Origin of the sequence: Halalkalibacter alkaliphilus, from assembly GCF_023555415.1 — a bacterium.
GTDB classification, from domain to species: domain Bacteria; phylum Bacillota; class Bacilli; order Bacillales; family Bacillaceae_D; genus Halalkalibacter; species Halalkalibacter alkaliphilus.
Map to the genome: position 1 here is coordinate 267136 of NZ_JAKRYL010000002.1, position 13244 is coordinate 280379.

14 protein-coding genes are annotated in these 13244 nt (G+C 36.5%); all 14 read left to right on the forward strand.

All coding sequences use genetic code 11. The features are described 5' to 3' along the window. Window positions 1-93: 93 nt before the first annotated feature. Genes MF646_RS02890 through MF646_RS02955 form a run of 14 tightly spaced genes read left to right on the forward strand, consistent with a single transcriptional unit; the run spans window position 94 to window position 13232 of the window. Window positions 94-231: a hypothetical protein gene (locus MF646_RS02890; protein WP_250094989.1), complete on the forward strand. Its 138-nt coding sequence runs from the start codon at window positions 94-96 to the stop codon at window positions 229-231. Between the two features lie 21 nt (window positions 232-252). Further along, window positions 253-2094, forward strand: coding sequence for a polysaccharide biosynthesis protein (locus tag MF646_RS02895; protein ID WP_250094990.1), 1842 nt, complete (start codon window positions 253-255; stop codon window positions 2092-2094). A gap of 22 nt (window positions 2095-2116) precedes the next feature. Continuing rightward, window positions 2117-2995, forward strand: a complete 879-nt coding sequence (gene galU, locus MF646_RS02900) for a UTP--glucose-1-phosphate uridylyltransferase GalU (RefSeq protein ID WP_250094991.1) — start codon at window positions 2117-2119, stop codon at window positions 2993-2995. Window positions 2996-3008: 13 nt separating this feature from the next. After that, complete coding sequence (locus tag MF646_RS02905; RefSeq protein ID WP_250095061.1) at window positions 3009-4169, forward strand: glycosyltransferase family 4 protein; 1161 nt, start codon at window positions 3009-3011, stop codon at window positions 4167-4169. Beyond that, the gene (locus MF646_RS02910) at window positions 4154-5254 is read left to right on the forward strand and encodes a glycosyltransferase family 1 protein (protein ID WP_250094992.1); all 1101 of its coding nucleotides are present in this window, start codon (window positions 4154-4156) and stop codon (window positions 5252-5254) included. Before MF646_RS02905 ends, MF646_RS02910 begins: the two co-directional genes overlap by 16 nt. 9 nt (window positions 5255-5263) lie before the next feature. Beyond that, on the forward strand, window positions 5264-6154 hold the full coding sequence (locus MF646_RS02915; protein ID WP_250094993.1) for a glycosyltransferase family 2 protein: 891 nt from the start codon (window positions 5264-5266) through the stop codon (window positions 6152-6154). 18 nt (window positions 6155-6172) lie between these two features. Next, window positions 6173-7255: an EpsG family protein gene (locus tag MF646_RS02920; protein WP_250094994.1), complete on the forward strand. Its 1083-nt coding sequence runs from the start codon at window positions 6173-6175 to the stop codon at window positions 7253-7255. 18 nt (window positions 7256-7273) lie between these two features. After that, entirely contained in the window at window positions 7274-7426 is a 153-nt protein-coding gene (locus MF646_RS02925; protein WP_250094995.1) for a YwzD family small protein, read from the forward strand. 32 nt (window positions 7427-7458) lie between these two features. Then, on the forward strand, window positions 7459-8067 hold the full coding sequence (locus tag MF646_RS02930; RefSeq protein WP_338035466.1) for a sugar transferase: 609 nt from the start codon (window positions 7459-7461) through the stop codon (window positions 8065-8067). Between the two features lie 2 nt (window positions 8068-8069). After that, window positions 8070-8717, forward strand: coding sequence for an acetyltransferase (locus MF646_RS02935; RefSeq protein ID WP_250094997.1), 648 nt, complete (start codon window positions 8070-8072; stop codon window positions 8715-8717). Then, window positions 8707-9870, forward strand: coding sequence for a DegT/DnrJ/EryC1/StrS family aminotransferase (locus MF646_RS02940; RefSeq protein WP_275980182.1), 1164 nt, complete (start codon window positions 8707-8709; stop codon window positions 9868-9870). The genes MF646_RS02935 and MF646_RS02940 overlap by 11 nt, the downstream gene beginning before the upstream one ends. 10 nt (window positions 9871-9880) lie before the next feature. Continuing rightward, complete coding sequence (locus MF646_RS02945; RefSeq protein WP_250094998.1) at window positions 9881-10996, forward strand: glycosyltransferase family 1 protein; 1116 nt, start codon at window positions 9881-9883, stop codon at window positions 10994-10996. A 15-nt stretch (window positions 10997-11011) separates the two neighbouring features. Next, window positions 11012-12190: a glycosyltransferase gene (locus MF646_RS02950; protein WP_250094999.1), complete on the forward strand. Its 1179-nt coding sequence runs from the start codon at window positions 11012-11014 to the stop codon at window positions 12188-12190. A 13-nt stretch (window positions 12191-12203) separates the two neighbouring features. Beyond that, window positions 12204-13232: a glycosyltransferase family 2 protein gene (locus tag MF646_RS02955; RefSeq protein ID WP_250095000.1), complete on the forward strand. Its 1029-nt coding sequence runs from the start codon at window positions 12204-12206 to the stop codon at window positions 13230-13232. Window positions 13233-13244 lie beyond the last annotated feature (12 nt).

Consider the following 13244-nt stretch of genomic DNA (forward strand, 5'->3'; position numbering starts at 1 on the left):
TGCCCGATTTTATTTAAGTATTTTAACTGTATGGTTTCTACGTGAAGCCGTACGGTTAAAGTTTTTAAATGGATGCAAAGGAGTTGTAAGTGAATGAAAAATATCGATAAATACCCAAAGTCAATTAAAAAAGCAGTTAGGTATATTAAGCAAGATGCATCAAAAGAACAGCTGGAAGAAATAAGGAAGCTTATAGATTATGCGATAGAACGAAGAACGTTACGCTTATAAGTAAGGAAAGGAGGGGAAGAAGTGGCATATCATCAAAGGTTATCTCTTTTAATTTTAATTGATTCATTATTTATAGTTACAACGATCTTTTTAAGTAATTTACTGGTGTATGATCGGCACCTTATCTTGAACTCAACTCTCATTATAACGGCGATTACATTATTAGTTTGTCATCATGTGTTTTCATTTCATTTTAAACTTTATAAAAAAGCCTGGGAGTATGCGAGCATTGGTGAATTAATTATCATCTTAAAGATTGTGACATTCTCGATTTTAATAGCGGCCGTAGTACAGCAATTGTTAGTACAAGGAGTATTTTTACGCTTGCTTGCAACAACATGGATGCTTCACATGATCTTTATTGGAGGGTCGCGTTTTTGGTGGAGGATTGTACGTGATACATACATCAAAAAGAATGAGAACAGAAAAAGAACGTTAATTATAGGTGCGGGTGCTGCCGGAACGATGGTTGCAAGACAATTACAAAATAGCAACGAGGCAGAACTTTTAGCTGTTGCATTCATCGATGATGATGAGAGAAAACATCACCTCGATATTTTGGGAATTCCAGTTGTAGGCGGGATTGATCAAATCGAAAAGACAGTTCATAACTTGCGTATCGATAACATCGTTATAGCAATTCCTTCATTAAGTAAGAGAGAATTAAATGAAATTTTTCAGGAATGTGCTAAAACAAAAGCCAAAACGAAAATTTTGCCTATGCTAGAAGACCTCGTAACAGGAAAGGTTTCTGTCAAACAATTCCGTGATGTCCAAGTAGAGGATTTGCTTGGAAGAGAGCCAGTTGAATTAGATATTGAAAGTATCTCGGAGTATGTTTCTGGCAAAGTCGTTCTTGTCACAGGAGCGGGCGGTTCGATAGGTTCAGAAATATGCAGGCAAGTATCTCAATTTCATCCGGAAAAATTAATACTACTAGGTCACGGTGAGAATAGCATTTACTCGATTGAGATGGAGCTAAGGGGAGTTCACAGAGATTCAAACATTCAAATTGTTACGGAAATCGCAGACATTCAAGATTTCGATAAAATGATCTCTATTATGAAAAAGCACCATCCAGATGTTGTGTACCATGCAGCAGCCCATAAACATGTTCCTTTAATGGAACGAAATCCTGAAGAAGCCGTTAAGAATAATATTATTGGGACAAGAAATGTTGCTGTAGCATCTGAGTGGAATTATGTGAAGACATTTGTGATGATTTCATCAGATAAAGCCGTTAATCCGACAAGTGTGATGGGTGCGACGAAAAGGCTCGCTGAAATGATTATTCAAGACATGGGACGAACAAGCAAAACAAAATTTATTGCGGTGCGTTTCGGAAATGTTTTAGGCAGCCGCGGCAGTGTCATTCCATTATTTAAAAAGCAAATACAAGAAGGTGGGCCGGTAACTGTAACTCACCCCGATATGGTCCGTTATTTTATGACCATTCCAGAAGCCTCTAGACTGGTGATCCAAGCTGGAAGTTTAGCAAGAGGCGGAGAGACATTTGTCCTTGATATGGGAGACCCTGTGAAAATTGTTGATTTAGCAAAGAACTTAATTAAGCTTTCTGGAAACTCAGTTGATGAAATAGGAATTAACTATACCGGTATGAGACCAGGTGAAAAATTGTTTGAAGAATTACTTAATGAAAACGAAGTACACGATAAACAAGTCTTTCCGAAAATTTATATCGGAAAAACAGCAAATGTGTTTATCGATGAAATTGATGAGATCGTTCGTACTTATATGGTACAAGACAAAGAAACATTAGCTGCTACACTTGTTTCTTTAGCGAATCGCAAAGAGAGCGACATTAAACGGATTGAAGATAAACCATTACCAATACCAGGGTAAAAATTGAAGAGGAGAGGATCTAATGAAAGTCAAAAAAGCCATTATTCCCGCAGCGGGATTAGGAACACGTTTTTTACCAGCAACAAAAGCAATGCCAAAAGAAATGCTCCCGATTGTTGATAAACCAACGATTCAATATATTGTTGAAGAAGCGGTGGAATCAGGAATTGAAGATATTATCATTGTAACCGGAAAAGGAAAACGAGCGATCGAAGACCACTTCGATCATTCGTTTGAACTAGAACAAAATCTATTAAACAAAGGAAAAATTGAGTTATTTAATGAAGTTCAAAAGTCTTCCAAGCTCGTAGATATTCATTATATTCGTCAGAAAGAACCAAAGGGCCTTGGTCACGCCATTTGGTGTGCCCGCAAATTTATAGGCAATGAACCATTCGCTGTTCTTTTAGGCGATGATATTGTCCGAGCAGAAAAACCATGTTTAAAGCAAATGATCGAACAATATGATCGTTATAAATCATCCATCCTCGGTGTGCAAACCGTAAGAGATGAAGATGTGTCGCGATATGGGATCGTTGCTGGAAAAGAAATAGGCGAGCGTTTTTACAACGTAAGTAATCTTGTTGAGAAACCAAATCTAGAAGAAGCTCCTTCGAATTTAGCTATTTTAGGCAGATACATTCTAAGTCCAAAAATCTTTGATATTCTAGAACAGCAAGAACCTGGGGCAGGTGGAGAAATTCAATTGACTGATGCTATTGCCAGTTTAAATCTTCAAGAGGCTGTTTATGCATATGATTTTGAAGGGGTTCGCTATGATGTGGGTGATAAAATGGGTTTCATCCAAACGACGATTGAATTTGCCTTGCAGCACGACGAACTTAAGTACGAACTATTAGATTATCTATCAAAAGTTATGGAAAAAGAATATATTAAATAGGCTGGGAATGGTGATGACAGTGGCAAAGAAAATCTTATTTTGTGCGACAGTTGATTATCATTTTAAAGCCTTTCACTTACCATATATGAAATGGTTTAAAGAACAAGGCTGGGACGTTCATGTTGCGGCCGCCGGAACAATGGAATTACCATACACAGATCAAAAATTTTCTATACCCATTGCGCGTTCTCCATTTCATTTTACAAACGTAAAAGCTTATAAAGAATTAAAAGCGATCTTACATGAACACCAATATGACATGATTCATTGTCATACACCACTTGGTGGTGTCCTAGCAAGACTAGCAGCTCGACAAGTGAGGAAAAAAGGAACAAAGGTGCTTTATACTGCCCACGGCTTTCACTTCTGTAAAGGAGCACCGTTGATGAATTGGATGGTTTATTATCCTATTGAAAGCTATTTATCTAACCTTACTGATGAATTAATAACGATTAATTCAGAGGATTATAAGCTAGCAAATACTCATAGATTTAAAGCGAAAAATATAGAACATGTCCATGGTGTCGGAATAGACTATGACCGTTTTAAGCCTCTATCTGATCAAACAAAAAAGGAAAATCGAGAAGAATTGGGGTACAATCCAAATGACTTTCTAATGTTTTATGCCGCTGAATTTAACAAAAATAAAAATCAGCAATTGCTTATTCGTGCTCTTGCGACTGTAAAAGACGAGCTTCCTCAAGCTCGTCTTTTACTAGCTGGAGAAGGCTCATTAAGACATGAGTGTGAAGAGTTAGCGAGAAGTCTAAATGTTATCGACCAAGTTGATTTTTTAGGGTTCCGCAAAGATATTGATCAGCTTTTGCCTATTTGTGATGTAGCTGTAGCTTCAAGCTTGAGAGAAGGGCTGCCAGTTAACATCATGGAAGCAATGGCCTGTGGTTTGCCTGTAGTTGCTAGTGAGAATAGAGGACATTGTGAATTAGTTCTTAATAATAAAAATGGATGGGTCATTGATCCAAAAGATCCTGTTGCTTTTGCAGAAAAATTAACTAGATTGGCTAAAGACCGAGAATTGTTAAAGACTTTAGGCACAAACGGTCGCAGCATAATTAAAAATAAATATTCAATCAAAAACATTATCGATGAATTAAGCAGAATCTATCGTAAAAATATGAATGAACAGGAGGGTGTGGAATGGGCGATCCAATAAGAGTGTTACATGTTGTTGTGAATATGAACCGTGGCGGAGCCGAAACCCTTCTCATGAATTTGTACCGAAACGTTGATCGATCAACAGTTCAATTTGATTTTCTAACGTGTAAAGAAGGAGTATTTGATGACGAAATAAGAAGCATGGGTGGGAAAGTTTACCAGATCCCTTATATTACTGAGAAAGGTCACTTTGGATACATAAAAGAATTAGAACAGTTTTTCTCTAAGCATTCACAATATAAAATTGTACATTCTCACATGGATAAAATGAGCGGATTTGTATTACGAGCAGCAAATAAAAACAAGATACCCGTACGAATCGCTCATAGTCACAATACAAGCAGTGAAGGAAGCCTGCCAGCAAAAATGTACAAATGGTATGCAGGGAAACATATATTACAAAATGCTACTCATTTCCTTGCTTGTTCAGAAGCGGCAGCCAAGTGGTTATATCAAGGGAAAACAAAAGACGTAAAGATCTTACAAAATGGCATTGAGTGCGAGAAGTTTATGTTTTCCAAAGAGGTTCGTAAAGAAATACGCACGGAATTAGAGTTTGATGATGAGTTTATCATTGGTCATGTAGGAAGATTTAACCATCAGAAAAACCACGTATTTCTATTAGATGTTTTTGCTGATGTTTGTAGAGAAATACCTAATGCTAAGCTTGTACTAGTTGGCGACGGTCCTTTACGAGAAGAAATCGAAGCAAAAGTGAAAACCTTACACCTAGAAGAGAAAGTTCACTTCCTTGGGGTTCGCAGCGATATCAATCGTTTACTGCAAGGTTTCGATGCATTTGTGTTCCCATCGTTACATGAAGGCTTGCCTGTTACCCTCATAGAGGCTCAAGGTGCCGGTTTGCCATGTATCGTATCGGATCAAATTACGAATGAAGTGGATATGGGAATGAATTTAGTACAATATTGTTCTTTAGATGGAAGAAAACGTTGGGTCGAACAAATAAAGAACCTAGCAACTCACTCTTTTCCTAGGATCAAATCAAGTCAATCTTTATCAGAAAAAGGCTACGACATAAAAAATACAGCAATATGGACACAAGTCTTTTATTCTGCGATTTAGAGGTGCATGATGAAAAGATTAACCGTTTTTACACCAACATTTAATAGAGCTTATTGTCTTCATAACTGCTATGAAAGCTTAAAAAGCCAAACAAATAAAGAGTTTATTTGGTTAATAGTTGACGATGGCTCTACGGATAACACAGAAGAGTTAGTAAACTCATGGATCGAAGAAGGAATTATCGGAATTCAGTACCACTGGCAAGAAAATCAAGGAATGCATGGCGCTCACAATACGGCTTATGAGCATATCGATACGGAGTTAAATGTATGTATTGATTCAGATGATTTTATGCCTGCTGACGCCGTCGAGAAGATCCTGACATTTTGGTCAAAGTATGGAAACGATAAAGTGAGCGGGATAGTTGGACTTGATTCCTATTCAAATGGCGAAGTAATTGGTACCAAGCTTCCCGAAAATCTAAAAACTTGTACTCTATTTGAGTTGTATACGAAGCATGGGGTGACAGGTGATAAAAAACTAGTCTATCGAACAGAGCTCACAAAGAAGTTTCCTTATCCTTTATTCGAAAATGAAAAATACGTAGGATTAGCTTATAAATATTACAAATTGGATGAAGAGTTTGAGTTACTATTAATGAATGAAACGTTGTGCGTTGTAGAATATTTAGCAGATGGATCTTCTTTAAATATGTTAAATCAATATCGAAAGAATCCTAATGGGTTTGCATTTTATCGAAAAGAATTAATGAAGCTTCCGTTTGCAACGACTCCCTTTAAATTTAGGCAAGCGATTCATTATGTTTCAAGCAGTCTATTAACTAGTAACCGTAAGTTCGTAAGTGAAACTCCTAACAAAGGGTTAACCGTACTGGCAATTCCTTTAGGGCTTGTTCTTTATTTCTATGTATTATCTAAAACTCGAGTTGCTAATGTGTAATCAGAGAGGGAATATGAGATGACAATGTTATGGATTAATCTTTCGCTTGTATCTGTATTTTCCATCTATGCTAGATATTTAGCTAAACCTGCAACGGTATTTGCAAATTCACCAGTGTCAGTTAGACCAAATAGACTCTTTGCATTTTTTGCACTTATGACTTTAGTGTTAGTATCTGGTTTAAGGAGAAATATTGGTGACACGTATGTGTATAGAAGCATATATGATGAAAATATATTTACTTGGGAGTACATTAGCAACGAGAAAGACATAGGATTTGGAGTACTGCAAATGTTTTTGCAGAATTTCTCTTATGATGCTCAAATCATGATCTTTACTACTGCATTAATAACAAATGCTCTAATTGTCATGGTTCTTTATAAATATGCAAGATTATTTGAATTAAGCCTCTATGTTTATATAGCAAGTGGCTTATTTTTGGTTTCGATGAATGGGATAAGGCAATTTCTTGCGGCCGCTGTCATTTTTGCAGCGACCAAATATATATTCGATGGAAGTTGGAAAAAATTCATTATCGTTGTATTAATTGCATCAACTTTTCATCAAAGTGCACTTATTTTAATCCCTATTTATTTTATTATTCGAAGAGAGGCATGGACGAAGACGACGTTCCGTATATTAGCATTAGCAGTGGTAATCGTTATCGGATATAACCAATTTTCTGAATTACTCTTCTCAGCTATATCTGATAGTCAATATGGGAATTACGCAAACTTTGCTGAAGGCGGGGCCAATGTTCTTAGAATTGCTGTTAATGCAGCACCACTTGCCCTGGCTTTTATAGGAAGAGAAAGATTAAGAGAGTTATTCCCTAAGAGCGACTATATCGTAAATTTATGTTTATTGAATCTCGTATTTATTATTATTGCTTCACAGAACTGGATATTTGCTAGGTTTAATATTTACTTTGGGCTTTATCAATTAATCCTTATTGCTTGGGTTGTAAAAGTGTTTAAAGAAAAGGATCAAAAATTTATATATTTCGCAATCGTTGCTTGTTACTTGTTTTATTTTTATCAAGAGCATGTCCTATCCTTAAATATCATTTATAGAAGTGAATTTCTACCATTTAGTGAGTGAAAATGAGGGATTTAACTAATGAAAATCGCAGATAAAATTGATCAGGAGAAATTACAAGAAATATTAATAACCATTTATAAAAAAGGCTTAGAAACAGAAAACATTGGTGTAACAGAAATAATTGAAGATATAAAACAAGAATTTATGACAGCTAATAAAGATACGAAATGAATGAGAAGTAGTTCAACATGGGGGTGACCGATATCAAACGCACTTTCGATTTGGTTATTTCGTTATCTTTATTACTGTTTTTATTTCCCGTTATCACCATTATTGCTTTATTGATTAGAGTAAAGCTCGGAAAGCCAGTTATTTTTAAGCAGGAACGTCCTGGTATACACGGGAAGCCGTTTTATCTTTACAAGTTTAGAACGATGACAGATGCAAAAGATCAGAATGGAAACTTACTATCAGACCAATTAAGATTAACCTCGTTTGGGCTTTTCTTACGGAAGCTCAGTCTCGATGAATTTCCACAACTAATCAATGTTGTAAAAGGGGACATAAGCTTAGTTGGTCCAAGACCTTTGTTAATGGATTACCTTCCTTTATATACGGAAGAACAGTTTAAGAGGCATAATGTTCGACCTGGCATTACCGGCTGGGCCCAAGTAAATGGGCGAAATGCTATTTCATGGGAAGAAAAATTTCAATTAGATGTTTGGTATGTGAACAATCAATCATTCCTTTTGGACATAAAGATCCTTTTCTTAACTGTTTATAAAGTGGTGAAGCGTGAAGGAATTAACCAGCCAGGAAGCGCGACGATTGAGCGGTTTGAAGGTACTAATTCAAGAATTGGTGGTGAGTAGGAGTGAAGGTTGTAATCATTGGCCACGGTGGTCATAGCAAAGTGTTAAGTGATCTCATTTTATCTATAGAGGAAATGAAAGTTATTGGATACCTAGATGATAAGTATAACTATTTTCAGAAAAAAAATGAATTGTATACAGGACCAATTGCTTCGGCACATATGTTTGCTGATCGTTTTGAGGATATAAAGTTTGTTATTGGTATCGGTAACAACGAAATTAGAAAAAAAGTAGTTAGTCAACTAGATTTACCAATGGAGTTATTTACAACATTAATTCATCCTTCAGCCATTATTAGTCCAGAAGCAAAAATTGGTTACGGTACAGTTATCATGCCATATTCTATTATTAACTCAGATACGCAAGTAGGAAATCATACAATTATCAATACAGGGGCCATTGTCGAGCATGACTGCCATCTTGAAGATTTTACTCATATATCACCAAATGCAACGATAACTGGATCGGTCGTCGTTCAAGAAGGTGCGCATATCGGGGCAGGTGCTACGATTATTCCCAATATTAGTATCGGGGCATGGTCGACCATTGGTGCTGGAGCAACCGTGATTTCTCACATTCCTGCTTATTCAACAGCTGTTGGTATTCCTGCAAAACTAACAATGAAAGAAGGTGATAAACTTGTACAATAAGGAAGAAAATAAAAAAATCTATCTGTCATCTCCGCACATGAGCGGGGAAGAGCAGAAATACATAAGAGAAGCTTTTGACACAAATTGGATTGCACCACTTGGGCCGAATGTCGATGCATTTGAAAAAGAAATAGCTACTTATGTTGGAGTCAATGAAGCTGTCGCGTTAAGTTCAGGAACCGCAGCGATTCATTTGGCTCTTTCTTTATTAGAAGTAACAAAAGGAGACAAAGTATTTTGTTCAAGTCTTACTTTTGTGGCAAGTGCGAACCCCATTCTTTATCAAGGTGCTGAACCAGTCTTTATTGATTCTGAGCCAGATACATGGAATATGTCTCCGCAGGCATTAGAAAAAGCTTTCATAGATGCGGCACTTACAGGAGCTCTTCCTAAAGCTGTCATCGTTGTAAACTTATACGGTCAAAGTGCAAAAATGGATGAAATTGTTTCACTGTGCCGTGCTTATCAAGTACCGATGATTGAAGATGCTGCTGAATCACTTGGTTCAAGTTATAAAGGAAAGCCAAGCGGGACTTTTGGAGAGTTTGGAATATACTCCTTTAATGGAAATAAAATCATTACGACATCCGGTGGTGGAATGCTTGTCTCTAACAATTTCGAGGCACTTCAAAAGGCGCGCTTTTTAGCAACGCAAGCAAGGGATCAAGCCATTCATTACCAGCATAGTGTACTAGGCTACAACTACCGGATGAGCAATATACTTGCTGGCGTTGGAAGATCGCAATTAGCGGTATTACATGAAAGAGTGGAGTCAAGGCGAAGGGTTTTTGAAAACTATGTACGAGAATTAGCTGATTTACCAGGATTCAAATTCATGCCTGAATTAGAAGGTACCCGGTCAAACCGATGGCTTACGGCATTAACGATCAACAAAAAAGAGGCGGGTGTATCCGTTCAGTCACTAATAGATTCATTGTCAGAACTAAACATTGAAGCACGTCCTGTCTGGAAGCCACTGCACTTGCAGCCGCTATTCAAAGGTGTAACATATTACAAACATGATGAAGCAGAAAATGTTTCAGAAACGTTATTCTTTACAGGTATCTGTTTACCTTCAGGATCTAACTTAAAAGAAGAAGACCAAATGAGGGTAATCGACTGTATTAAGAAGTCGGTAAAATTAAAAGTATAAGGGGTAGCAAATGAATGCTCGTAAGCCATTAAAGGTATTGCACGTTGTTGGTGCAATGAACCGTGCTGGAACGGAAACTATGTTAATGAATGTCTTTCGAAATGTTAACAGAACAAAAGTGCAATTTGATTTTATTTCGTACAGTCAAGAGGATGCTCATTATGACGAAGAAATTAAGCAATTGGGCGGGAAAGTGATAAAGTTATCAAACACCCAATCAATTAAAGAAATGATAGAAGTAATGAAGAAGCATGGCCCGTATGATGTGGTTCATTCTCATACACTGTTTCATTGCGGGATTGCTAATATAGCAGCAAAGCTCGCCGGAGTTAAGGTGAGAATTGCACATGCACATACGACCCTCGATAAAAGCGATAGTTTAATTAGAAAACTATATATTCATTCAATGAGAACGGTGATCTCTGGGGTTTCAACGAAGTTACTGGCGTGCAGCAATCAAGCTGGTAGTTATTTATTTGGTAATAAAGTAGTTAACAGCAAAAAGTATTCGTTTTTTCCTAATCTTATCGAGTATTCAACGTTTTTAGGTGATCATAAACATGCTGTAACGAGGTTCAAGAAAGAAGCACAATTAGAAGATAGCTTTGTTATTGGCCATATTGGCAGATTTATTGAACCGAAAAATCATACTTTTTTATTAGATATTCTAAAAAGTACGCTAAATAAAAACAGTAACACCAAATTGCTTCTTGTTGGAGACGGTGACCTTCGCAAACAAATTGAAGAAGAAGCAAAAGCAAAAGGCTTATACGAACACATACGATTCGTCGGACTTAGAGATGATATCCATACTATGTTACATAGCATGGATGTTTTTGTGTTTCCTTCTATTTATGAAGGATTGGGCTTAGTGTTGTTAGAAGCTCAAGCTTGCAAAGTACCTTGTATTGTTTCTGAAGCGATTCAACCAGAAGCTGACTTACACATGAATTTACTTACAAAATTAAAGCTAGCTGATGGCCCTGATATTTGGGCAGAGAAAATACTTGAAGCAGCTAACAAAGTAGAGAAAAAGAAATTAGACGTAACCGAAGCATTTGAAAAAAGTGGTTATTCATTACCGGTTGGGATTGATAATTTAATGAGTATTTACCAATCGCAATGAATAATGGAGGGACATATGAAGAAGATATTAATCTCCTCATTTGATATGGAGGTTGGCGGAGTAGAAAGAAGCATGATCAGTATGCTCAATAACTTTGACTATCAAAAGTATGATGTTGATGTCATGCTCTACAGTCATACTGGTGACTTTATGAACCTACTTCCAAGTAAGCCAAACCTATTAACTGAGTTAAAGCCATATAAAACGTTTCGACTTTCCATAGGAGAAACGTTAAAATCTGGAAACCTTTCATTAGGGCTTGTTAGACTAATTGCCAAATACAAAGCAAGTCTAAGTAACTCTTCTGAAAGTGGCTATAAGCAAATGCAATATATGTGGAAATATTCATTGCCCTTTCTACCGAAATTAGAGAAAGAGTATGATGTTGCCATTAGTTACTTATGGCCTCATTATTTCATTGCTAATAAAGTGAAGGCCATAACAAAAATCGCCTGGATCCATACCGACTTTTCAACAGTAGAAACGAATGTACAGATGGATATTCAAATGTGGGATCAATTTCACTACATTATAGCTGTATCTGAGGAATGTAAAAATTCATTTATTCAAAAATATCCTAGATTACAAAAGAAAGTTGTAGTCTTAGAGAACATTACTTCTCCAGATATGGTTAGACATTTAGCAAATGAAAAAGTTGAAAATCCAATGGTTAAGGATCCAAGGTTTAAAATTATTACTGTGGCTAGACTATCCCATGCTAAAGGAATTGACAACGCCGTACATGCATTAAAAGCATTAAAAAATCGAGGCTATGACAACATAGCTTGGTATGTTGTTGGATATGGCGGAGATGAAGAAATGATAAGAGGGTTGATTGAAAAGAGCGGTCTGGAAGATCACTTCATATTATTAGGGAAACAAATCAATCCTTACCCATTTATGAAAGAAGCTGATTTATATGTCCAGCCATCGCGTTATGAGGGAAAAGCTGTAACAGTAGGGGAAGCTCAAATCCTATCGAAGCCAGTGTTAATCACAAACTATACAACAGCAAATAGCCAAGTAAGAACTGGGTTTGATGGGTGCATTTGCGAAATGTCCATTGAAGGGATTGCAAATGGTATTGAAGAGCTTTATCTAGATACTCGATTACGAACTAAATTAACACAAAATTGTAAAGCTACAAACTACGGTAATAATGACGAATTAGAGAAGTTATATCAACTTGTGTAAGGAGGGACAAAACATGCTACCAAAAGTGAGTGTTGTTGTTCCTATCTATAAAGTAGAAAATTATCTTGCTAGATGCGTAGATAGCATTTTGAATCAAACTTACTTAAATCTTGAGGTGATTCTTGTCAATGATGGTTCTCCTGATCAATGCGGGAAAATGATTGAAGAGTATGCAGCTAAAGATACTCGCGTCAAAGCAGTTCACAAACAAAACGGCGGTCTATCAGATGCAAGAAATTATGGAATGAAATATGTAACAGGAGAGTATACCCTGTTTGTTGACAGTGATGATTGGGCCGATCTTTCTATGATTGAGGACATGGTATCGACTAGTTTATCGTTTCAAGCGGATGTCGTGCAATCGGCTTTTTATTATGCCTATGAAGATCATTTGTTATTTGATAATAGGTACTATTCCCAAGACGATCCTCCCGTGATCTTAAATAATAAAGAAGTCATGTCTGAGTTAGTCATTAATGAAAGAGTGAAGAACTTTGCTTGGGGGAAGCTTTATAGAACAAAGCTGATTAAAGATATCCCGTTTAAAAAAGGCGTTCTATTTGAAGATGTGTTCTGGGCTCATAAGGTGATGCATCAAGTGAACAAGTATGTGATATTAAATCGACCCCAATTCTATTATCTGCAGCGGAGTGACAGCATAGTTGCAACCTATACACCGAGAAACTTAGATATTATCAAAGGGTTAAAAGAAAGGCATTCTTTTATTGAAGGACATTATGAAGGGCTTATTGATGAATCATATAAGGTGATAGTAAGAACATGTTTAACTCACTTTAACCTTCTTCTATTAAATGGACAAAAGGATAAAGGTGGCATACATAAGCAAGAAATCAAAAACTATATTCAAACTCATGCTGCACAATTTAATAAAGCTGTAAAGAAGGATAAGGAATTAAAAAAACAATTGGCTTTATTTTTAATTCATCCCTACTTAAATGTTGGTTTCCTTGCAGCTAAGAAATTATTAAGAAAAATAAAATTGCTCCCAAGACCGATTGGGCTAGAGCGCATTAATACATAGAGGAGGCATGTT

Coding starts and splice junctions, on each gene's coding strand:
- MF646_RS02890 (WP_250094989.1), top strand. CDS start 94: ATGAAAAATATCGATAAATACCCAAAGTCAATTAAAAAAGCAGTTAGG.
- galU (WP_250094991.1), top strand. CDS start 2,117: ATGAAAGTCAAAAAAGCCATTATTCCCGCAGCGGGATTAGGAACACGT.
- MF646_RS02905 (WP_250095061.1), top strand. CDS start 3,009: ATGACAGTGGCAAAGAAAATCTTATTTTGTGCGACAGTTGATTATCAT.
- MF646_RS02910 (WP_250094992.1), top strand. CDS start 4,154: ATGGGCGATCCAATAAGAGTGTTACATGTTGTTGTGAATATGAACCGT.
- MF646_RS02915 (WP_250094993.1), top strand. CDS start 5,264: ATGAAAAGATTAACCGTTTTTACACCAACATTTAATAGAGCTTATTGT.
- MF646_RS02920 (WP_250094994.1), top strand. CDS start 6,173: ATGACAATGTTATGGATTAATCTTTCGCTTGTATCTGTATTTTCCATC.
- MF646_RS02925 (WP_250094995.1), top strand. CDS start 7,274: ATGAAAATCGCAGATAAAATTGATCAGGAGAAATTACAAGAAATATTA.
- MF646_RS02945 (WP_250094998.1), top strand. CDS start 9,881: ATGAATGCTCGTAAGCCATTAAAGGTATTGCACGTTGTTGGTGCAATG.
- MF646_RS02950 (WP_250094999.1), top strand. CDS start 11,012: ATGAAGAAGATATTAATCTCCTCATTTGATATGGAGGTTGGCGGAGTA.
- MF646_RS02955 (WP_250095000.1), top strand. CDS start 12,204: ATGCTACCAAAAGTGAGTGTTGTTGTTCCTATCTATAAAGTAGAAAAT.